This window comes from Pantoea allii (genome assembly GCF_002307475.1).
Classification (GTDB): domain Bacteria; phylum Pseudomonadota; class Gammaproteobacteria; order Enterobacterales; family Enterobacteriaceae; genus Pantoea; species Pantoea allii.
Window position 1 is genome coordinate 76,453 of the sequence record NZ_NTMH01000054.1, and the last position, 23,001, is coordinate 99,453.

General features: G+C 55.6%; 16 protein-coding genes. 13 read left to right on the plus strand and 3 right to left on the minus strand.

Going from position 1 to position 23,001, the window contains the following annotated elements; all coding sequences use genetic code 11:
• The first annotated feature begins 44 nt into the window (after window positions 1-44).
• From CMR03_RS23530 to CMR03_RS23590, 13 genes are all read left to right on the plus strand, one after another.
• Window positions 45-4,943, plus strand: a complete 4,899-nt coding sequence (locus CMR03_RS23530; protein WP_096012816.1) for an alpha-2-macroglobulin family protein — start codon at window positions 45-47, stop codon at window positions 4,941-4,943.
• A 12-nt stretch (window positions 4,944-4,955) separates the two neighbouring features.
• A complete protein-coding gene (gene pbpC, locus CMR03_RS23535) occupies window positions 4,956-7,283 on the plus strand; it encodes a peptidoglycan glycosyltransferase PbpC (RefSeq protein WP_096012817.1) in 2,328 nt (775 codons plus the stop codon).
• Between the two features lie 174 nt (window positions 7,284-7,457).
• Window positions 7,458-7,889, plus strand: coding sequence for a nucleoside-diphosphate kinase (ndk, locus tag CMR03_RS23540; protein WP_003848684.1), 432 nt, complete (start codon window positions 7,458-7,460; stop codon window positions 7,887-7,889).
• Window positions 7,890-8,072: 183 nt separating this feature from the next.
• Complete coding sequence (gene rlmN, locus CMR03_RS23545) at window positions 8,073-9,242, plus strand: dual-specificity RNA methyltransferase RlmN (RefSeq protein WP_063880567.1); 1,170 nt, start codon at window positions 8,073-8,075, stop codon at window positions 9,240-9,242.
• Window positions 9,243-9,323: 81 nt separating this feature from the next.
• Window positions 9,324-10,055 (plus strand): type IV pilus biogenesis/stability protein PilW, encoded by a 732-nt coding sequence (gene pilW, locus CMR03_RS23550; protein ID WP_063880566.1) that lies wholly within the window; start codon window positions 9,324-9,326, stop codon window positions 10,053-10,055.
• Window positions 10,045-11,049 carry a cytoskeleton protein RodZ gene (rodZ, locus tag CMR03_RS23555; protein ID WP_096012818.1) on the plus strand — a complete coding sequence of 335 codons (1,005 nt, stop codon included), beginning with the start codon at window positions 10,045-10,047 and terminating at the stop codon, window positions 11,047-11,049. The genes pilW and rodZ overlap by 11 nt, the downstream gene beginning before the upstream one ends.
• 39 nt (window positions 11,050-11,088) lie before the next feature.
• The gene (gene ispG, locus CMR03_RS23560) at window positions 11,089-12,210 is read left to right on the plus strand and encodes a flavodoxin-dependent (E)-4-hydroxy-3-methylbut-2-enyl-diphosphate synthase (RefSeq protein ID WP_096012819.1); all 1,122 of its coding nucleotides are present in this window, start codon (window positions 11,089-11,091) and stop codon (window positions 12,208-12,210) included.
• Between the two features lie 105 nt (window positions 12,211-12,315).
• Window positions 12,316-13,590 (plus strand): histidine--tRNA ligase, encoded by a 1,275-nt coding sequence (hisS, locus tag CMR03_RS23565; RefSeq protein WP_096012820.1) that lies wholly within the window; start codon window positions 12,316-12,318, stop codon window positions 13,588-13,590.
• A gap of 38 nt (window positions 13,591-13,628) precedes the next feature.
• Entirely contained in the window at window positions 13,629-14,246 is a 618-nt protein-coding gene (locus CMR03_RS23570) for a YfgM family protein (protein WP_063880562.1), read from the plus strand.
• Between the two features lie 19 nt (window positions 14,247-14,265).
• On the plus strand, window positions 14,266-15,447 hold the full coding sequence (gene bamB, locus CMR03_RS23575) for an outer membrane protein assembly factor BamB (RefSeq protein ID WP_063880561.1): 1,182 nt from the start codon (window positions 14,266-14,268) through the stop codon (window positions 15,445-15,447).
• Window positions 15,448-15,621: 174 nt separating this feature from the next.
• The gene (der, locus tag CMR03_RS23580) at window positions 15,622-17,106 is read left to right on the plus strand and encodes a ribosome biogenesis GTPase Der (protein ID WP_063880560.1); all 1,485 of its coding nucleotides are present in this window, start codon (window positions 15,622-15,624) and stop codon (window positions 17,104-17,106) included.
• A 71-nt stretch (window positions 17,107-17,177) separates the two neighbouring features.
• The gene (locus CMR03_RS23585) at window positions 17,178-17,399 is read left to right on the plus strand and encodes a zinc ribbon domain-containing protein (RefSeq protein WP_074181031.1); all 222 of its coding nucleotides are present in this window, start codon (window positions 17,178-17,180) and stop codon (window positions 17,397-17,399) included.
• Window positions 17,400-17,730: 331 nt separating this feature from the next.
• Complete coding sequence (locus CMR03_RS23590; protein ID WP_063880559.1) at window positions 17,731-20,172, plus strand: glucose/quinate/shikimate family membrane-bound PQQ-dependent dehydrogenase; 2,442 nt, start codon at window positions 17,731-17,733, stop codon at window positions 20,170-20,172.
• 53 nt (window positions 20,173-20,225) lie between these two features.
• Here CMR03_RS23590 and CMR03_RS23595 read toward each other — a convergent pair whose 3' ends face one another.
• The 3 genes from CMR03_RS23595 to xseA are packed head-to-tail and all read right to left on the minus strand — an operon-like array spanning window position 20,226 to window position 22,982.
• Window positions 20,226-20,558, minus strand: a complete 333-nt coding sequence (locus CMR03_RS23595) for a protealysin inhibitor emfourin (RefSeq protein ID WP_063880558.1) — start codon at window positions 20,556-20,558, stop codon at window positions 20,226-20,228.
• Complete coding sequence (locus CMR03_RS23600; protein WP_063880557.1) at window positions 20,555-21,568, minus strand: M4 family metallopeptidase; 1,014 nt, start codon at window positions 21,566-21,568, stop codon at window positions 20,555-20,557. The genes CMR03_RS23595 and CMR03_RS23600 overlap by 4 nt, the downstream gene beginning before the upstream one ends.
• A 40-nt stretch (window positions 21,569-21,608) precedes the next feature.
• Complete coding sequence (xseA, locus tag CMR03_RS23605) at window positions 21,609-22,982, minus strand: exodeoxyribonuclease VII large subunit (protein ID WP_096012873.1); 1,374 nt, start codon at window positions 22,980-22,982, stop codon at window positions 21,609-21,611.
• Window positions 22,983-23,001: the final 19 nt, after the last annotated feature.

Sequence of the window (23,001 nt, forward strand, 5' to 3'; positions counted from 1 at the left end):
AGCGTTATACAACAATTCCCCTGGGACCCGGTGAAGGATTTACCATGAAAAAACGCATTAACCGGCTGCTGTTCAGCATGCTGATCGGTGGATCGCTGCTGTCTGTCGCCACCTTACCTGTTTTTCCCGTCAGTGCAGAAACCCCTGCAGCCAGCGCGCAGGCCAGCAAACCGCTCACCATTATCGATCTCTCTGAATTACAGCTTGATGGCGCGGCGGCGTTGGTTTTAACCTTTAATCAGCCGCTGGATGACAAGCAGGATCTGGCGCAAAAGGTCAGGTTGATCGACGATAAACACGGCAAAGTCGATGGTGGTTGGGAGCTTTCCAGCAATCGTAAAGCCCTGCGTTTTCGCCATCCTGAACCCTCTCGTCAGTTCACCGTGACCGTTGATTCGGGCTTGCGCGCCGCCAGCGGTGAAACGCTGACAACGGCCTACAGCAAAAAAATCACTACCCGTGACATTGAGCCGATGGTGGGCTTTGCCAGCCGAGGCTCCCTGTTGCCATTGCGTATCGCTCAGGGGCTGCCGGTACTGGCGTTGAACGTGGACCAGGTGGATGTGGATTTTTTCCGAATCAAAAATGCGGGCCTGGCGGAATTCCTATCCCAGTGGAATTACGGCAACAACCTGTCTACCTGGCAATCTCAGGAACTGCTGAAAACCAGCCAACTGGTGTATACCGGCCGCTTTGAACTCAACCCGGCCCGTAATACGCGGGAAAAACTGCAGCTGCCGCTGAAAGATATTAAGCCGCTTCAGCAGCCAGGGGTTTATCTGGCGGTGATGAAGCAGGCAGGCACTTATCACTACAGCATGCCTGCGACGCTGTTTACCCTGAGCGATATCGGCCTGTCGCTGCACCGTTTTCCCACCCAGTTTGAACTCTTCGCACAGAGTCTGGAAAACGGCGCACCGCTTTCCGGCGTCAGTATCAGGCTGTTGAATGATAAAGGTCAGGTGCTGCAAAACGGCACCAGCGACAGCAGCGGTCATTTGCGCCTTAATGCAGATGAAAAAGGCAAGTTCCTGCTGGCCATGAAGGGCGAGCAAACCTCGCTGATCGACCTGGCGCGTCCGGCTCTGGATTTAGCCGAATTCCCCGTAGCGGGGCCCGAAGGCTATGACAAACAGCTCTTCGTCTTCGGCCCACGAGACATTTATCGGCCTGGCGAAACGGTGATCGTCAATGCGCTGCTGCGCGATGCTGACGGCAAGCCTTTACCGGCCCAACCGGTTAAAGCAGAACTGGTACAGCCTGACGGCGAGGTAGTGCGCACGGTGGTCTGGCAGCCGCAGGACGGTTTCTATCAGCAGCGGTTTGCTTTACCGGCTTCGGCGATGACCGGCGGCTGGATGCTGCGGCTGAATACCGGTGATAACCAGCTACGGCAGTGGCATTTCCGCGTTGAGGATTTTCTGCCTGAGCGCATGGCATTAACGCTGAAAAACGATGAGCAACCCCAGCCAGCGGATGCCGATATTACGTTCGACATTGAGGGGCGCTATCTGTATGGCGCGCCTGCGGCAGGGAATCAGCTGCAGGGACAGCTCTATCTGCGTCCGGCCCGTGAGGCGGTTGCTGCGCTGCCGGGCTACCAGTTTGGTGACATCACCGAACAGGGCCTGAAGCGCAGTCTGGACGATGTCGATCTTAAACTTGACGCCAACGGCAAGGCGCAACTGACCGTGGATAATCAGTGGGATCAGCTTCACTCACCGCTGAACCTGATACTGCAGGCCAGCCTGCTGGAAACCGGCGGTCGCCCGGTCACCCGACGTGCTACTCAGGCCATCTGGCCCGCGGACGCGTTGCCCGGCATTCGTCCGCTGTTTGGCAATAAATCGGTTTACGATTACCGCAATGACAGCTATCACGATGAGCCGACCGTGCCAGAAAACAGCCTGGCAGAATTCGATATTGTTTATGCCAACAGTCAGGGCGCTAAGCTGGCGGCAGAAAAGCTTGATGTGCGTTTGATTCGTGAACGGCGTGATTACTACTGGAGTTTCTCTGACAGCGAAGGCTGGCAGTCACGTTACGATGCCAAAGACCTGCAGGAAGATGAGCAATCTGTCAGCATTCCCGCTGACGGCAGCACGAAGGTCAGCTTCCCGGTTGAGTGGGGCAGCTACCGGCTTGAGGTCCAGTCAGGTGAAAAAATCATTAGCAGCGTGCGTTTTCAGGCGGGCTATGACTGGCAGGATAATACCAATGGTACAGGCGCACTGCGTCCGGACCAGGTCAAGCTGAAGCTGGATAAAGCCGCGTATCAGCCGGGTGAAACCGTCCATTTGCAGGTCGAATCGCCCACGGCCGGGAAAGGCTATCTGATGGTGGAATCCAGCAGCGGGACGCTCTGGTGGCAACCCTTAACGGTGCCGCAGGGTGGAACGCAGGTGGACGTGCCGATCGCGGACAACTGGCAGCGTCACGATCTCTATTTCAGTGCCATTGTGGTTCGGGAAGGGGACAAGGCCAGCGGCGCAACGCCGAAACGGGCGATCGGACTGTTACATCTGCCGATGGCGACCGAGGCGCGACGTTTAACGCTGACGCTGGACGCACCCGATAAGGTCCGTCCTGAGCAGAACCTGACGGTGAACGTTCAGGCCAGCCGTGAAGGCGGCCCGCTGCCTGACAAGGTGCACGTCCTGCTGTCAGCGGTAGACAGCGGTGTGTTAAGCGTGACGGATTATAAAACGCCAGATCCCTGGACGGCTTTTTTCGGTCGCAAGCGTTATAACGTCGATCAGTACGATGTGTTTGGTCAACTGATTGAAGGCGGTGGACGGCTGGCCGCTCTGCGCTTTGGCGGAGACGGTGAAGACGAATCCATGACGCGCGGCGGTAAAAAACCGGTCACCCATGTCAATATCGTGGCACAGCAACTTCAGGCCGTTACGCTGGATAAAAACGGCAAGGGCTCAGTGACACTGCCCATCCCGGCCTTTAACGGCGAGCTGCGGCTGATGACGCAGGTCTGGAGCGATGACAGCTTTGGCGCAGCAGAACGCAAACTGGTGGTGGCTGCCCCGCTGGTCAGCGAACTGGCCACGCCGCGTTTTCTGGCCAGCGGGGACAGCGCGTCACTGGCACTGGATATCACCAATCTGACGGACCTGCCGCAAACCCTGAAGGTAGATTTGACTGCCAAAGGTCTGATAGGGCTGTCGGGCGCGGCCACACAAAATGTGACGCTGGCAAAAGGCGAAACGACCACCTTGCAGGTGCCCGTGACGGCGAAAACCGGGTTTGGTGACGGCGAAGTGCAGGTGCAGATTTCAGGACTGAACCTGCCCGGTGAGACGGTGCGGCCCAGTCAGCAGACGTGGAAGATTGGCGTAAGGCCGCCTTATCCTGCGCAAACCCTCAGTTTTGCCGCTGTCATTGACCACGATAGCCCCTGGCAGGTCACGGCGGCGGCATTTGCGGGTCTGGATGCAGAAACCCTGAGTGGACAACTGACTCTGAGTAATCGTCCGCCTTTAAATATCGCCAGCTACATCAGTGCGCTTTATGCCTATCCCTATGGCTGTCTGGAGCAGACCACCAGCGGTCTCTGGCCGTCGCTCTATACCAGTCAGGCGCAGCTCAGCGCTATGGGGATAAAAACCAGCAGTGATGACGTTCGTCGGGCCGCCGTTGACACCGGCATCGCCCGTCTGGCCGGGATGCAGCGTGCTGACGGCAGTTTTGGGTTGTGGAGTAAGCAGAGTGAAGAGGAGTTCTGGCTTACACCTTATGTTACCGACTTTTTACTGCGCGCCAGCGAAGCGGGCTATGCCTTGCCCCCTGACGTGATTGATCGGGCTAACGCACGGCTGCTGCGTTATTTACAGGACCCTTCACAAATCACCGCCGGTGGCAGTGCCGACACCGATGCATTGCGTTTCAGCGTTCAGGCTTATGCCGGCCTGGTGCTGGCGCGTCAGCAGCGTGCGCCACTGGGCGCGTTGCGTGCGCTTTACGAAAAGCGTGACAAGGCCAAATCGGGGCTGGCGCTGATGCAGTTGGGTGTAGCGCTGAAGCTGATGGGGGATGGACAGCGTTCGCCGCTGGCTGTGATGCAGGGCGCCACGCTGTCACGACCTGAAAGCCGCTGGTTTGGCGACTATGGCAGCACGGTGCGCGATGAGGGGATGATGATCGCCCTGTTAGCGGAATATCAGCTGCAGCCGGAACTGCAAAACAGCCTGCTGCTGTCACTGTCAAAAGAGCTGAACGGGAAGCGCTGGCTCTCCACCCAGGAGAACAATGCGCTTTACCTGGCGGCGCGCACGCTGCAAACCGCACAGGGTAAGGACTGGCAGGCGATATTACAGGGTCATCAACCGCCCGTAAGCAGCAGTGGGCCTGTGAATAAAGGGCTGGATAATCAACAACTGGCGCAAGGCGTTGAGGTGAGCAACCCTGGCACGGCACCGCTGTATGGCAGCCTGAATGTGGTCAGTTATCCGCTGACGCCGCCGAATCCGGTCAGCCATATGCTGTCCGTTAAGCGAGAGTACTTCACCCTGGACGGTAAACTGGCGGATCTCAATAATCTGCGCAGCGGTGAATTGCTGGTGGTCCGTCTTACCGTGGCTGCGAAACGCCGCATCAGCGATGCGCTGGTCGTGGATCTGTTACCGGCCGGACTGGAGCTGGAAAACCAGAATCTGGCAGACAGCAGTGCCAGCCTGGGTGACAGTGCGGATGCGTTAAAAGAGAGCATGATGGATATGCAGCAGGCCAACATCCGGCATATTGAGTTCCGTGACGATCGCTTCGTTGCCGCGCTGGCAGTGGATACTTATCGTCCTGCCACCTTGATGTATCTGGCGCGCGCGGTGACGCCGGGCCTCTACCACATGCCGCCACCGCAGGTGGAATCGATGTACGTACCTGAGTGGCGGGCGATTGGCGCTACGCCGCAACAGCTGCATGTACAACCGTAGCCGGGCCGGGTTGTGATCAAAAACAGGCACATCAAAAAGCGGTGGGTAGCCCTGCCGCTTTTTATTCTGGCCTTGCTGTTTATCCCGCTGATTCTGGATCGGTTATTCCCCTTGCCCCTCAAAGAGGTGCAGCCCGCACGCGTGGTGGTCGCCGAGGATGGCACGCCACTGTGGCGCTTTGCCGACAGCCAGGGCATCTGGCGCTATCCCGTCACCCCCAGTGACGTCTCGCCGGCCTATTTACAGGCGTTGCTGACCTATGAAGATCGCTGGTTCTGGTACCATCCCGGCATTAATCCCCTGGCCCTGCTTCGCGCAGCCTGGCAGGATCTGCGTCATCGCAGCGTCATTTCGGGCGGCAGCACCTTAACCATGCAGGTGGCACGACTCATTGACCCGCAACCGCGAACACTGCGCGGCAAGCTGATTCAGGCATGGCGCGCTCTGCAACTGGAGTGGCATCTTTCTAAACGCGACATCTTAACGCTTTATCTGAATCGCGCGCCCTTTGGTGGCACGCTGGAAGGGATTGGGGCGGCAAGCTGGAGCTGGCTGGGAAAAGCCCCGTCGCAGCTGACACGAGGCGAAGCGGCCCTGATGGCCGTATTGCCGCAGGCACCCAGTCGTCTGCGCCCCGATCGCTGGCCAGAGCGGGCGGAAGCCGCACGTAACAAGGTGCTGGACAGGCTGGCACAGTATCATGTCTGGTCGCCCCGCCAGGTCGCCGAAATCCGCGAGGAGCCGGTCTGGCTTCCGCCGCGCCAGATGCCGCAGATGGCACCGTTGCTGGCGCGACGACTGCTGTCGATGACCACGCACGATAAAATTGTCTCGACGCTGGACCCGTCCCTGCAGCGTGAGCTGGAAAACATGGCGCTGAATGTTAAAAACCAGCTCCCCCCACGGACCTCGCTGGCGATGCTGGTGGTGGATCACACGACAATGGCGGTACGGGGTTATGTCGGCTCCGTAGACTTTAGTGATGACAGCCGGTTTGGTCATGTCGATATGATTGCCAGCGTGCGTTCGCCAGGCTCGGTATTAAAACCCTTTGTCTATGGCATGGCGCTGGACGATGGGCTCATTCATGCCGAGTCCTTACTGCAGGATGTCCCGCGCCGCTTTGGCGATTACCGCCCAGGCAACTTCGATACCGGTTTTCATGGCCCGGTCAGTGCCAGCGAGGCATTAGTACGATCGCTAAACCTGCCCGCCGTTCAACTGCTGGAGGCGCTTGGCCCCAAAAATGTCGCCGCACGTCTGCGCAACGTGGGGCTGAATTTACGTTTCCCACCGGGGGCGGAGCCAAACCTCTCCTTGATACTCGGCGGCACCGGGGCGCGCATGGATGATATCGTCGCGGCCTATAGTGCCTTTGCCCGTCATGGCAACGCCGCTCAACTGCGCTGGATGGCCGATCAACCTTTACAGGCGCGCCGGCTGCTGTCGCCGGGGGCCGCCTGGATTATCCGCCGTATTCTGGCGGGAGAGGCTCAGCCTGCTGGCAATGGCAGCGCGCCTGCTGTCGCACCGCTGGCGTGGAAAACCGGCACCAGCTATGGCTACCGCGATGCGTGGGCGGTGGGGATAAATCCTCGTTATTTAATCGGCGTCTGGGTTGGACGACCGGATGCCACTCCGGTGGCCGGCCAATTTGGCTTCGCGTCTGCCGTGCCTGTCATGAATCAAATTAACAGCGTACTGATGAACCGCGTAGCCGCTCAGGAAATGCCCACCGATCCGCGTCCAGCGTCGGTCAGCGTGGCCAGCATCTGTTGGCCTGGCGGTCAGCCATTGCCTGCCGGGGATGAGAACTGTCGACAGCGGCGGCAGAGCTGGGTGTTAAATGAGACGCTACCGCCCACCTTACTCGCGCCGGGGCAGGAAAGCCTGAGCGGCTTACGCCTGCACTACTGGCAGAACGAACAGGGTTTGCGGGTTGCGGCGGATTGCCCGCATGCTATCAGCCATGAACGCCTGGTGTGGCCGCTGCCGCTGGAGGCCTGGCTGCCCCCGCAGGAGCGTCGGGCGCAGCGTTTACCCGCTATCGACACCCGGTGTCCGCCCTTGCAGCAGGGCAGCAGCGCGCCGCTGATTGTCACCGGCGTTATCGAAGGACAGCGCGTTCAGCCGCTGCCGGGTACTACGACGCTGGTGATGCCGGTGGCGGTGCAGGGTGGTCAGGGCGTTCAGCGCTGGTGGTTTTTAAATGGCGAGCCGCTTGAGACGGAAAGTCAGAACGGCACGCTGTCGCTGCGGCTCGACCGGGCTGGCGATTATCAGCTGGTGGTGATGGATGAAGCCGCTCAACTCGCCTCCGTCGGCTTTACCCGCGATTGAGTGTTTTTTGCGCTAAATCACAGTGGAAAGCTGTCCGCACAGACGCAGATCAAGATTTTTCAATAAATTATGGGTTCTGTGATAGGCAACGTCACACTCAACCCCTATAATCGGCGCCGTTTCTTAGCCGGGGCGCGCCTCCGGTTTCTTCAGAACGTCAAGACAGAGGTCATCATGGCAATCGAACGTACTTTTTCTATCATCAAGCCAAACGCCGTCGCGAAAAACGTGATCGGTGCTATCTACAACCGTTTTGAAAGCGCAGGCTTTAAAATCGTTGGCGCAAAAATGCTGCAGCTGAGCAAAGAGCAGGCTGAAGGTTTCTACGCAGAGCACCAGGGCAAGCCGTTCTTCGACGGTCTGGTTGAATTCATGACGTCTGGCCCGGTTGTGGTTTCCGTGCTGGAAGGTGAAAATGCCGTTCAGCGTCACCGTGACCTGATGGGTGCAACTAACCCTGCTAACGCACTGGCCGGTACACTGCGTGCTGACTATGCTGACAGCTTCACCGAGAACGCCACTCACGGTTCAGATTCTGCAGAATCAGCAGCCCGTGAAATTGCCTACTTCTTCGGCGAAAACGAAATCTGCCCACGCACGCGTTAATCCCTTAGCGGCTGACGCGTACGCGGCTTTACAAAAATCTGCTGAACACAGGCAAGTCTCACCTGTTATCAGGCAGCAGATGTTGTACAATATTGCGCCTTCATTGAGTCAGCTTAGTGAAGGCGTAATTTTTTTCTTTTCCCAACAGCGCCATAACGTGTAACAACGAGGCCAGAGAACATTATGTCCGAACAGATTGTGACGTCCGCGTCCACCTCGCCTATTTCCGTCTCTCCGAAGAGCCAAAAAATCAACCTGCTGGATCTTAACCGTCAGCAGATGCGTGAATTTTTTGTCTCGCTCGGTGAAAAACCGTTCCGTGCCGATCAGGTGATGAAGTGGATTTACCACTACTGCTGCGATGATTTCGAGCAGATGACCGACATTAACAAGAAGCTGCGTAACCGCTTAATGGAACTCACCGAAATTCGCGCCCCGGAAGTGGCCGAAGAGATGCGCTCAACGGATGGCACCATTAAATGGGCTATTCGCGTAGGCGATCAGCTGGTTGAAACGGTTTATATCCCGGAAGGTGAGCGCGCGACCTTGTGCGTGTCATCTCAGGTGGGTTGCGCACTGGAATGTAAATTCTGCTCGACGGCACAGCAAGGCTTTAACCGCAATCTGCGCGTTTCAGAAATTATTGGCCAGGTCTGGCGTGCTGCAAAAATTGTCGGTGCCGCCAAAGTCACCGGCCAGCGTCCTATCACCAACGTGGTGATGATGGGCATGGGCGAGCCGTTGCTTAACCTGAATAATGTCGTCCCGGCTATGGAAATCATGCTGGATGACTTCGGTTTTGGTTTGTCAAAACGCCGTGTCACCTTGTCGACCTCGGGCGTGGTTCCGGCCCTCGACAAGCTGGGTGACATGATTGACGTTGCGTTGGCGATTTCGCTGCATGCGCCAAATGACAAACTGCGCGACGACATCGTACCCATTAACAAGAAGTACAATATTGAAACTTTCCTGGCCGCGGTTAAACGCTACATTGGTAAATCCAATGCAAACCAGGGACGTGTCACCATCGAGTATGTGTTGCTGGATCATGTTAACGACAGCACGGATGATGCGCATGAACTGGCAGCATTGCTGAAAGAAACGCCCTGTAAAATCAACCTGATCCCATGGAACCCCTTCCCGGGTGCGCCTTATGGCCGGAGCTCTAACAGCCGTATCGACCGCTTTTCTAAGGTGCTGATGGACTACGGTTTTACCACCATTGTGCGTAAAACCCGTGGTGATGATATTGATGCCGCCTGCGGTCAGTTAGCCGGTGAAGTCATTGACCGTACCAAGCGTACCCTGCGTAAGAAAATGGCGGGCGAAGCGATATCTGTGAAGGCGCTCTGAAAGGCTGATTAACAGCGTTTCCCATTCTGTCTCTGCGTGGCAGGCTGATGCCCGCCACAGAGATAACAGGATGGAGACGATATGTGCAAAGGGATGCGCGCGGCATTACTGGCCGTTTTTGTTGTAAGCGGTTGTGTCAGTTCACCGTCACAACCCGGGGCAGCAGAACTGCGTTTGCAATTGGGTATGCACTACCTGGCAGTGGAAGATTACCCTGCTGCGCGCCGCAATCTCCTGCGGGCACAGGCTGCTGATCCCCAGGATTACCGGGTGCCCCTGGCCTTAGCCAGGCTGGCTCAGCGGCAAGGGCAAAACGCCGCTGCGCATTTCCATTTTTCAAATGCGCAGCGAATTGCGCCACATAATGGTTACATCCCTAACAATTACGGTGCGTTTCTTTGCGCTTTAGGGCAGTATGATGATGCGCATCAACAGTTTATCCGGGCGAAGGGTGCGCAGGAAGGAGACGCCCGTATCGATGCGTATGAACTGTCGGGGTATTGTTATCTGCGGGCAGGGGACAGACAGGCAGCGCGTGCTGCGTTGTCATATGCGCTCGATGCGGACCAGAGTAAAGGAGAGGCGCTACTAGCCGAAGCTGAAAGCGCGGTCGAAAATGACCAGTGGGCTAACGTAGCGCTATTATTAGAGCTTTACCAGCCGCTGCCGACGACGGCACGCAGCCTGGCGTTACACATACGTTTCGCCGCGCAACAGGGAAATGCCGCAGACGTTTCACGTTATGGCGACCAGTTAGCGCGACGTTTTCCGCAATCGATACAGTACCAGCGTTATTTAGCTAATGAATACTGAAGCCACTCAAGAAAATTCTGCAGTTCATTCCACAGGTACACGCCTGCGTCTGGCCCGTGAACAAATGGGACTCACGCAGCAACATGTTGCTGAACGCCTGTGCCTTAAACTTTCTACCGTACGTGAAATTGAAGAAGACAGATTACCTGCGAATTTAGCCTCTACCTTCCTGCGCGGTTACATCCGTTCTTATGCCCGTCTGGTGCATATTCCTGAAGAGGAACTGCTGCCGATGATGGAAAAACAGACGCCGGTTCGCGCCACAAAAATTGAGCCGATGCAGAGTTTTTCCCTGGGCAAACGCCGTAAGAAACGCGATGGCTGGCTGATGATTTTCACCTGGCTGGTGATCTTCGTGGTGGTCGGTCTGACGGGTGCCTGGTGGTGGCAGAACCATAAAGCCTCTCAGGATGAACTGGTGTCGATGGCCGATCAGAACGGCAGTAGCAGCGACAGCAGCCAGTCAATCCCGTTAGGGCAAACTAACGCCGCATCAACGGATAACAGCACCAGCGTACCGCTGAACAATAATACCAGCAGTACACCGGCTAACACTGGCGCAGCGACCAGCACGGCCCCCGCTGAAAGCAGTAACGGCAATAACACGGCTGCGGCGACGCAGCAGGAAGAGAACAACGCGGTCGTGTCGCCTTCGCAGGCACCGACTGATACCAGTAGCACTGCACCGGCCAACACTGCGCAGCAGATGCCAGTAGGCGCAGCGGCGGTCAGCGAACCGGCTGCCGATCCCAATTCAGTGGTCATGACCTTTACAGGCGACTGCTGGCTGGACGTCACGGATGCTACCGGTAAAAAACTGTTCAGCGGTATTCAGCGTAGCGGCGGCAAGCTGAGCCTGTCAGGCATAGCGCCTTATCGTCTGAAAATTGGCGCGCCATCCGTTGTTCAGGTGCAATATCAGAATAAACCCGTTGATTTAAGTCGTTTTATCCGTAATAACCAGGTTGCTCGCCTGACGTTGGGTGCGCAATAACAGCGTATCGCGTGTACCGGGCAATTGTGGAGAAGAAATATGCATAACCAAGCACCCATTATCCGCCGTAAGTCCAAACGTATTTACGTCGGCCAGGTGCCCGTTGGCGACGGCGCGCCAATCGCCGTCCAGTCGATGACCAACACCCGCACCACTGACGTGGCCGCGACGGTAAACCAGATTAAAGCCCTTGAGCGCGTGGGCGTTGATATCGTGCGCATTTCGGTACCGACCATGGATGCCGCAGAAGCCTTTAAGCTGATTAAGCAGCAGGTCAATGTGCCGCTGGTGGCTGATATCCACTTTGACTACCGTATCGCGCTTAAAGTGGCTGAATACGGCGTGGACTGCCTGCGTATTAATCCGGGCAATATCGGTAATAACGAGCGTATTCGCGCCGTCGTTGACTGCGCCCGCGATAAAAATATCCCCATTCGTATCGGTGTTAACGCCGGATCGCTGGAAAAAGATCTGCAGGAAAAATACGGTGAACCTACACCTCAGGCCCTGCTGGAATCAGCGATGCGACATGTCGATCATCTGGATCGCCTCAACTTCGATCAATTCAAAGTCAGCGTTAAAGCCTCGGATGTTTTTCTGGCGGTTGAATCTTATCGTCTGCTGGCAAAACAAATCGAGCAGCCTCTGCATCTTGGGATTACCGAAGCGGGCGGCGCGCGCGCAGGTGCGGTGAAGTCCGCTATCGGCCTGGGGCTGTTGCTGGCCGAAGGGATTGGCGACACGTTGCGTATTTCTCTGGCCGCCGATCCGGTTGAAGAGGTGAAAGTCGGCTTTGATATTTTGAAGTCGCTGCGCATTCGTTCTCGCGGTATCAACTTCATTGCCTGCCCGACCTGTTCACGTCAGGAGTTTGACGTTATCGGTACGGTTAACGCCCTGGAGCAGCGCCTGGAAGACATCATCACCCCGATGGACGTCTCCATTATCGGCTGTGTGGTGAATGGTCCGGGCGAAGCCACGGTATCCACGCTGGGCGTGACTGGCAGCAACAAGAAAAGCGGCTTCTATGAAGATGGCGTGCGTCAGCGCGTGCGTCTGGATAATGACGATATGATCGATCAACTGGAAGCGCGCATTCGTGCCAAAGCGGCCATGCTGGATGAATCCCGTAGTATTGACGTGCAGCAACTGGAAAAATAATCCGGTTCCTGTACGGCATGCATGACTTTTTTAGCTGAGCCTGTGCGGTTTCATCCTCATGAGGTATGATGCCGGACAGGTTTTTTTGTATTAAGAGATTTTAACGTGGCGAAGAATATTCAAGCGATTCGCGGGATGAACGATTTTCTGCCTGCGGATACGGCCATCTGGCAACGGATTGAAGCGGTACTGAAGTCAGTGCTGGCGAACTATGGTTACAGCGAAATTCGCTTACCTATCGTAGAGCAGACTCCTCTGTTCAAACGCGCCATTGGTGAAGTTACCGATGTGGTTGAAAAAGAGATGTATACCTTTGACGATCGCAATGGCGAAAGCCTGACGCTTCGTCCGGAAGGGACGGCAGGCTGCGTGCGTGCAGGTATCGAACACGGTCTGCTTTATAATCAGGAACAGCGCCTGTGGTACATGGGCCCGATGTTCCGCTACGAGCGACCTCAGAAAGGGCGCTATCGCCAGTTTCATCAGATAGGCGTTGAAGTGTTTGGCCTGCAGGGGCCGGATATTGATGCCGAACTGATTATGCTGAATGCGCGCTGGTGGAAAGCGCTGGGTATCGCCGATCATGTTCGTCTGGAACTGAACTCCATTGGTTCGCTTGAAGCCCGTGCCAGCTATCGCGACGCGCTGGTGGCATTTCTGGAACAGCACAAAGACGCGCTGGACGAAGACTGCAAGCGCCGCATGTACAGCAACCCAATGCGTGTACTCGACAGCAAAAACCCCGATATTCAGACGTTGTTAAATGATGCGCCCCAGTTGGGCGATTATCTGGATGCGGAGTCACGCGAGCATTTTGACGGTCTGCGTGCGCTGCTGGACGACGCCGGTATTGCCTATACAGTCAATCAGCGCCTGGTGCGCGGGCTGGATTATTACAACCGCACGGTGATTGAATGGGTTACCGACAGCCTGGGATCGCAGGGCACCGTTTGCGGTGGTGGTCGTTATGATGGCCTGGTCGAACAACTGGGCGGTCGGGCAACGCCTGCGGTTGGTTTTGCCATGGGAATGGAGCGCCTGGTGTTGTTAGTGCAGGCGGTTAATCCCGAATTTGAACCCGCGCGCAATGTCGATGTCTATGTTATCGCTTCCGGCCAGGGGGTTCAGTCAGCGGCGATGCAGTTGGCTGAAAAGCTGCGTGACCAACTGCCCGACATAAAACTGATGACCAACTTTGGTGGCGGTAACTTCAAGAAGCAGTTTGCCCGTGCGGATAAGTGGGGCGCTCGCGTTGCTCTGGTGCTGGGTGAAGATGAACAGAAGGCCGGTCAGGTCGTGATTAAAGATCTGCGCAATGGCGAACAGCAAACGCTGGCGCAGGCAGATGCGGCTGCTGCACTGCGCACGCTGTTGCAGTAAGCGTGTCACAGCACAACCATTGAAAGGAGAAGGATTGCGTGGAAGTTTATAGCAATGAGAACGAACAGGTTGATGCGCTGCGTCGCTTTTTCGCCAACAACGGTAAAGCCTTAGCTGTCGGTGTCGTCATCGGGATCGCTGCGCTGGGCGGCTGGCGTTACTGGTCCAGCCATCAGCAGGATTCAGCTAAAACCGTGTCAGCTGAATACCAGAAAGTCACCAGTGCGATGCAGGCCGGTAAGCCAGAAACGCTGGAAGCGGTAAACACTTTCGCCAGCGAAAACAGTAATACCTACGGTGCCCTGGCGGCACTGGATCTGGCGAAGCAGTATGTCGACAGCAATCAGCTGGACAAAGCCGCAACCCTGCTGCAAAACGGATTGAAAGACACGAAAGATGCCAACCTGCAGGCGGTCATTAACCTGCGTCTGGCACGCATTCAACTGCAACAAAATCAGGCTGATGCAGCACTTAAAACCCTTGACGGTGTGAAGGGTGATGGCTGGACAGCCATTGTCGCTGACATCCGCGGCGAAGCGCTGCTGAGCAAAGGCGATAAGCAGGGCGCGCGCGATGCATGGAGCAAAGGCGTCGAATCTGATGCGTCTCCTGCACTGAAGCAAATGATGCAGATGAAGATGAATAACTTAAGCTAAGCCAGTCAAGAGAGAGCGCATGGAATTACGTAAATACCTGCTGCCGGGGCTGATCTCAGTCACCTTGCTCAGTGGTTGCTCGCTGTTCAGCGGCGAAGAAGATGTAGTGAAAATGGCCCCATTGCCGAAGGTGGAAAATCAGTTCACGCCTCAGACCGTGTGGAGCACTGGCGTGGGTGATGGAATCGGTGATTTCTACTCTAACCTGCACCCGACCTGGCAAGACGGCACCGTTTATGCTGCTGACCGCTTTGGTATCGTAAAAGCGCTCGACGCGGCGGATGGTAAAGAAAAATGGAAAGTCGATCTCTCTGAGAAAACCGGCTTCTTCTCGAAAAACCGCTCTGCCATGCTGTCTGGCGGTATCACCGTGAGTGGCGACCGCCTCTACATCGGCAGCGAACGTGGCCAGGTCTATGCACTGAACACCAGCGATGGTGCGATTGCATGGCAAGCCAAAGCCGCGGGCGAAGCGCTGTCGCGTCCGGTGGTCAGCGATGGCCTGGTACTGGTTCACACCAGCAACGGTATGCTGCAGGGACTTGATCAAACCAGCGGTGCAGTAAAATGGACCGTTAACCTGGATATGCCTGCGCTGTCACTGCGCGGTGAATCTGCCCCGTCTGTTGCCTTTGGTGGCGCAATCGTGGGTGGCGATAACGGCCGCGTTAGCGCCGTTATTCTGAACCAGGGCCAGCTGATTTGGCAGCAGCGTATTTCACAGCCGAGCGGTGCGACAGAAATCGACCGTCTGAGCGATGTGGATACCACGCCGGTCATTGTTAACGGCGTTGTGTATGCGTTGGCCTACAACGGTAACCTGACTGCACTGGATTTACGTTCTGGTCAGATTTTGTGGAAACGTGAAATCGGCGGTGTGAAAGATCTGATTGTGGATGCGGGTCGTATCTACCTGGTGGATCAGGACGATCGCGTGATTGCCCTCAACGCGGATGGCGGTGTGGCTATCTGGCGTCAAAGCGATCTGCTGCATCGCAATCTGACTTCACCGGTCCTGTATAACGGCTACCTTGTGGTCGGTGACAGCGAAGGCTATCTGCACTGGCTGAACACCACCGACGGCCGTTTTGTTGCCCAGCAAAAGCTGGACAGTTCAGGCTTCCAGACTGAGCCAGTCGTCGCCAGCGACAAGTTGCTGATTCAGTCAAAAGACGGTGAAGTTTACGCCATTACCCGCTAACGGGTAAGTTGTCAGGCAGGGTTATCCTTCCGGCACAACGGCTCCTGATTTCATCAGGGGCCGTTTCGTTTTTAGTCAGGCATGGTATCCTTAGCGCCTTAAGCCTGAACTGAGCGGCTAAAGCCGTTATAATCACGCCATTCGGGCGATTTAATACATTATTGAGGCATTGTTATGGTACCTGTGGTCGCGCTGGTTGGGCGTCCCAATGTGGGAAAATCTACGCTGTTTAACCGTTTAACCCGCACACGAGATGCGCTGGTAGCGGATTTTCCTGGACTGACTCGCGATCGCAAATATGGTCGCGCCGAAGTGGAAGGGCGCGAATTTATTGTTATCGATACCGGCGGTATTGATGGCACCGAAGACGGTGTTGAAACGCGTATGGCAGAGCAGTCGCTGCTGGCGATTGAAGAAGCAGACGTTGTGCTGTTTATGGTGGACGCGCGCGCAGGCATGATGGCCGCCGATCAGCAAATTGCAAAACATCTTCGCTCTCGCCAAAAAGCGACGTTTCTGGTCGCGAATAAAACTGACGGACTGGATCCGGATCAGGCGGTCGTAGACTTCTATTCTCTGGGGCTGGGTGAGATTCACGCCATCGCCGCTTCTCATGGTCGCGGTGTCACCAGCCTGATTGAAACTGCTCTGCTGCCGTGGATGGAGAAGGTCGATCCGGTCGAGATGACCGAAGAAGACGAAAACGAAGCTTACTGGGCAGCCTTAGCGGCAGAAGAAAACGGTGAGGAAGAGGAAGAAGAGGATGATTTCGATCCTACAACCTTGCCAATTAAGCTGGCGATTGTTGGCCGTCCTAACGTCGGTAAGTCTACGTTGACTAACCGTATTCTCGGTGAAGATCGCGTGGTCGTTTACGACATGCCAGGCACCACCCGTGACAGTATCTACATTCCCATGGAACGTGACGGTCGCGAGTATGTGTTGATCGACACCGCGGGCGTACGTAAGCGCGGAAAAATCACGGATACGGTCGAGAAATTCTCGGTAATCAAAACGTTGCAGGCGATTGAAGACGCTAACGTCGTGATGCTGGTGATCGATGCGCGTGCCGGCATTTCCGATCAGGATCTGTCCCTGTTGGGCTTTATCCTGAACAGCGGACGTTCACTGGTGATCGTGGTGAACAAATGGGATGGCTTGTCGCAGGAAGTCCGTGACGAAGTCAAAGAAACGCTCGACTTCCGTCTGGGCTTTATCGATTTTGCGCGCGTGCACTTCATCTCGGCGTTGCATGGCAGCGGCGTAGGCAACCTGTTTGAGTCCGTCACGGAAGCATACGATTGCTCCACGAAGCGAGTAAACACGTCACTGCTGACGCGCATTATGAACATGGCAGCGGAAGACCATCAGCCACCGCTGGTTCGCGGTCGTCGCGTTAAACTGAAATATGCCCATGCGGGCGGTTATAACCCACCGATTGTGGTGATACACGGTAATCAGGTTAAAGACCTGCCGGACTCCTACAAACGTTATTTGATGAACTACTTCCGTCGTTCACTGAACGTGATGGGGACGCCAATCCGCATTCAGTTTAAAGAGGGTGAAAACCCTTATGAAGGTAAACGCAATCTGCTGACGCCGACGCAACAGCGAAAGCGCAAGCGTTTGATGGCGCATATGAAGAAAAATAAGCGTTAACTGATCGAGGGCCAGATGGCCCTCTTTTTTTGTCCTGGAATTGCGCTTATTTGCCTGGCCGGATGAAAAAAATGAGCGCAACCTGTGAAAAATGTCAGCAACCCTTAGCCCCGGACGCCACCGATCTTATCTGTACCGGTTGTGGTGTCCGTTATCACTATCAGCCTGTCTGCCCCGACTGCCATCAGCCCCTTGAGCAACTCAGAAGCTGCGGCGCGACTGACTACTTTTGTAATCATGGTCACGGCTTAGTTTCAAAACATCGTCTGACTTACAGGATTGTTCCTGCCTGACGCTTGGGTGCTTCAACCTGCAACACATAACGATCCAAACGCTGCGAGCCGTAACGGTAACGGCGTAAAAATTTGTAGCGAAAATGCTATTGCTTCGTAACGAACACGTTTAAACCTTCACGGGATAACGTACCAGGTGGTACAATTTTTGCCGCGTCATGACGGAGTCACGCCAGCATGGGCTGCCTCCGGAACACATCATTCATTTCATGAACGCGGGTCCGCTTTAATTGGAATAAAACAACGCTGTTTCTTTTACCTGCACCGTGACCGGCGATGAGCCGGGTCGCACAGGACAGGAGCGGCTTTGTTTATCAGGAGAGTAAGTGTTATGGCTGAAACATCATCTCGATCCGGTAAAGGGTTGAGAATATGGTCCGTGCTGCTCGGGCTGGTGCTACTGGCAACCGGCCTGTTCTTTGCTGTTGGCGGGGGAAAACTCGCGACGCTGGGCGGCAGTTGGTATTTTCTGATTGCAGGCATCGTGATGGTGCTGTCCGCCATTCAGTTTGTCCGTGCCAAATCATCGGCAGTGGTTCTGTTCCTGCTGGTGTTTGTCGGGACGTTAATCTGGGCCGTTATCGACGCCGGGCTGGATTTCTGGCCACTGGTTTCCCGCCTGATGGTGCCTGCGGGTTTAATGATCCTGGCATTCATCACATGGCCCGCGCTGCGTAAGCGTGAAAATAAGCCTTCTCTGGCAAAAGTCTCGTATGCCTTTTCTGCCGTCATTGCCGTAGGCATGGTTGCCACATTAGTGCAGATGTTCCAGCCTCATCCTACCGTTGCTTCAACCGGACAGGAGCTGCCGCTGATCCCGGTGGATAAGTCAAAGCAACAGCAAAACTGGGACCACTATGGGAATACCGCAGGGGGAAGCCGTTTTGTTGCGCTGGACCAGATCACCCGCGATAACGTGAAGGATCTGCAGGTCGCCTGGACTTACCACACTGGCGATATTCCAGAAAGCCCAACCGGCAATGGTGCTGAAGATCAGCAAACCCCGCTGCAGGTGGGAAATACCGTCTATCTTTGCACCCCGCACAACAATGTGATTGCGGTTGAAGCCGACAGCGGCAAGCAGATTTGGAAGCGTGAAATTAATGCCCAGGCAGAAGTCTGGCCGCGCTGCCGTGGACTGGCCTATTTTGATGCCACCAAACCGCTTACCCAGCCAACTCAACCGGGATCAACGCCGGTCCCAGGCGTGACCCTGGCTGCCGGAGACAGCTGCCAGCGCCGTATTCTGATGAATACCATTGATGCACGTCTTATTGCTATCAATGCCGACAACGGTGAATTCTGTGAGGACTTCGGTAACCACGGCATCGTCGATCTCAAAGCGGGCCTGGGTGATGCGCCCGATCCCCTTTATCAGCTCACGTCTGCACCCACGATTGCCGGTACAACGGTTGTTGTAGGCGGGCGCGTGGCTGACAACGTTAAAACAGACATGCCTGGCGGTGTGTTGCGCGGTTTTGACGTGATCACCGGCCAGATGCGTTGGGCCTTTGACCCGGGCAATACCGATCCAAATGCCATTCTGATGCCAGGTAAGGACTACACGCGGAGTACGCCGAACTCATGGGCACCCATGTCCTATGATCCGGCCATGAACACCGTGTTTATTCCAATGGGAAGCTCCTCAGTCGATCTGTGGGGTGCGAACCGCAACGCACTGGACCATAAATACGGTGCCTCGGTACTGGCGCTTGATGCCACAACCGGCAAAGAGAAGTGGGTTTATCAGACCGTACATAACGATCTCTGGGACTTCGATCTGCCGATGCAGCCCAGCCTGATCGACTTCCCGATGAAGGACGGCAGCACCAAACCTGCGGTGGTTATCGGCGGCAAGACCGGCATGATCTTTGTGCTGGATCGTCTGACCGGCAAGCCTCTCACTAAAGTGGAAGAGCTGCCGATGCCGCAGGGGCATATCCCGAACGAGCAATATACGAAAACCCAGCCGCATTCGACCGGTATGCCAATGATTGGCAATCAGAAACTGAAAGAGTCTGATATGTGGGGCGCCACGCCGTTCGATCAGCTTGCCTGCCGTATCGCGTTTAAATCCATGCGCTATGACGGCCTGTTTACCGTGCCGGGCACCGATAAGTCGCTGAGCTTCCCTGGCTCGCTGGGCGGGATGAACTGGGGCAGCATGTCCACCGATCCAAATAACAACCTGTTGTTTGTCAACGACATGCGTTTAGGATTGTGGGTACAGATGATTCCGGTGGATACCAGCAAGGTTTCCCGTGGCAGCAACGGCGGTGAAGCGATTAATACCGGTATGGGCGCCGTTCCTCTGAAAGGCACACCTTATGCGGTGAACAAGAACCGCTTTATGTCACCGCTGGGCATTCCCTGTCAGGCACCGCCGTTTGGTACCTTGTCAGCTATCGATATGAAAACCCAGAAAATCGTCTGGCAGGTCCCGGTTGGTACCGTGCAGGATACCGGTCCGTTTGGGATTAAAATGCGCGCCAAAATGCCAATCGGTATGCCAACGCTGGGCGGCACGCTGGCAACTCAGGGCGGTCTGGTCTTTATTGCCGGCACCCAGGATTACTATCTGCGGGCATTCGATAGCGCAACCGGTAAAGAGGTGTGGAAAGCGCGTCTGCCTGTGGGAAGTCAGGGCGGTCCGATGAGCTATGTCTCACCAAAAACCGGTAAGCAGTACATTCTGATCTCGGCAGGCGGTGCACGTCAGTCACCGGATCGCGGTGATTACGTGATTGCTTATGCGCTGCCTGACAGCAAGTAACAGCACGTCGTAACGGATAAAAGAAAAGGGCCGCTAGCGGCCCTTTTTTCTGCTTATTTTCCGTCGCGGAAGAGCGACGCCAGCTCCGGCGGTGCCGACTGCTCCGGTATCAGGAGCACTACCGTGCCTGCTTCACGGCGCGTGGCGTACTGGATCTGGATACGAAAATAGCGCTGGTCCCCGCCGCCTACCTTAGCCGCTTTTTCCTCTGGTTCGCACAGCGGCATCGCCTGTTCCAGCACTTTACAGACGCGCTGTTTCTCTGGCGCAGGAAGTTCACCCAAAGGAAAACGACGCTCGCTACGTAAGCCGGGAATAAAAGCAAAGCCACCTTCACGCGTAACCACAATGGTTGCGTCATCGGTAAGTTCGGGGAGTTGACTCATAATACGCCTACCTCTTTCCACGCCTGTTCAATTTTGCTACCAACAGAACGATCAAAGCGCTTTTCACCGTGCTGCACGGTCAACTGTGCAAAGGCTTTAAAGTCAGCATCCTGATGCAAATTATCATCACATAAGGTGTCATACCAGGCTTGCCCTGCCTGTTCCCAGGCAAATCCACCTAATGCTTTTGCTGCCAGATAAAAGGCACGGTTAGGAATGCCAGAATTCAGATGCACACCGCCGTTATCTTCACGCGTTTTAATATAATCGTCCATATGGCCCGGTTGCGGGTCTTTACCCAACATGGGATCGTCATAAGCGGTGCCGGGGTGCGACATCGATCGCAAGCCTTTACCGTGAATACCTTTCGCCAGCAAGCCTTCACCAATAATCCAGTCGGCTTTCTCCGCCGTCTGTTTCTTACTGAACTGCTTCACCAGAGAGCCAAATACGTCGGACATCGACTCATTCAGTGCGCCAGCCTGTTCAAAATAGATCAAACCGGCCTCGGTTTCTGTGACACCGTGCGATAACTCATGCGCAACAACGTCGATAGCGATGGTAAAGCGGTTAAAGATTTCACCATCGCCGTCTCCGAATACCATCTGCTGACCATTCCAGAAGGCATTCTGATATTTCTCGCCATAATGCACGGTGCCAGCTAATTTCAAACCGTTATTATCCAGAGAATTGCGTTTATATATTTGCCAGAAAAAGTCATGAGTTACGCCAAGATAGTTCCAGGCCTCATCGGCGGCAATGTCACCATTTGAGGACTGGCCTTCTTTACGCACCAGGGTGCCCGGCAACGTTTCCTGATTTTTGGCGTCATAGATTTCACGCTCAATCTTCCCTGCCTGCGTGGTCTTGGGTGCAGCGGTCTTTTGCCAGTGCTCCGCCATCAGGTGCTGAACGTGGGTGAGCGTACGGCGCGCCTGCTCCTGTTGATAGCCGGAACCGTGAGCAATAATCTTACGAAGAATGTAGGGAGGTATAACGCTGAAAGCCATTGTAGACTCCTTGGCACGAGGGATGTACCAGGAAGTATAGTTAAGAAATGCTTTTCTTTCGTTTCGGTTTTTCAGGAATCAGCTGAGTGACCTGACTTTCTACCCAGCCATCATCAAGGCGGGTACGCAGTAAATCGCCGTTGCTTAACTGACGTGTTTTTTTCACCACCTGACCCGCGTTGTCGGTGGTGACGCTGAAGCCACGCGCCAGGGTGGCTAACGGGCTGACGCCTTCCAACTGGGCCGCAAGCTGACCGAAGCGGTTTTTGTCGCGGTTAAGCAATTTCTCCATGCTTTGTTGCAGGCGATAATGCCAGCTTTGCAGGCTTTGTTGCGCCAGATACAGGCGCTTCTGTGGTTGCTGCTGTGCCAGCCTCTGTGACAGGCGATCCTGCTGGCGGCTGGCGTTGCGCAGCCGCACTTCCATCGCTTCGCTCAGGCGCTGCTGTAAGCGAAACAGTGCAGTCTGCTGGCGGGCCAGGCGCAACTGCGGATGCTGCTGTTGCAGGCGGTGATCTAAACGGCTAAAGCCCCGCTGCTGGCGTGCCAGATAATAATCCATCGCCATTTCCAGCCGCTGCTGTTGTGACTGCAGCTGACGCAGAAGTTCAAGCTGATTACGGCTGACAATCTCTGCCGCGGCAGAAGGCGTTGGCGCGCGCAGGTCCGCAACAAAATCGGCAATAGTCACGTCGGTTTCATGGCCCACCGCGCTGACCACGGGAATGCGACTGGCAAAAATCGCACGCGCGACTCGCTCGTCGTTAAAACTCCACAGATCTTCCAGCGAACCGCCGCCGCGCCCCACGATGAGCACATCGCACTCTGCACGCTGGTTCGCAAGCTCAATGGCGCGCACGATAGCGGCAGGCGCATCCACGCCCTGTACGGCGGTGGGGTAAATCACCACAGGCAATGACGGATCGCGACGATGCAGCACACGCAGCACATCGTGCAGGGCTGCACCGGTCGCGGAAGTAATAACGCCAACCTGTTTAGCCGGTTGGGGCAAGGGTTTTTTGTGCCCGGGCTCGAATAAGCCTTCCTGTGCCAGCTTAGCTTTCAACTGCTCAAACTGCTGCTGCAACAGGCCTTCACCAGCGGGATGCATGCTTTCAATAATCAGCTGATAATCGCCGCGCGGTTCATACAAGGTGATGTTCGCGCGCACCAGGACCTGCTGACCGTGCTGAGGACGAAACGTGACGCGACGATTGCCATTGCGGAACATGGCACAGCGTACCTGTGCGCCATCATCTTTTAGGGTGAAGTACCAGTGACCCGAGGCAGGCTGGGTGAAATTGGAGATCTCGGCACTGAGCCAAACCAAACCCATCTCATTTTCCAGCAGCTGACGCACTGTGGTATTGAGACGGCTGACGGTAAAAATATTGGCGTTTGGCGGCAGCGACATGTGACGAAGATCAAATTCC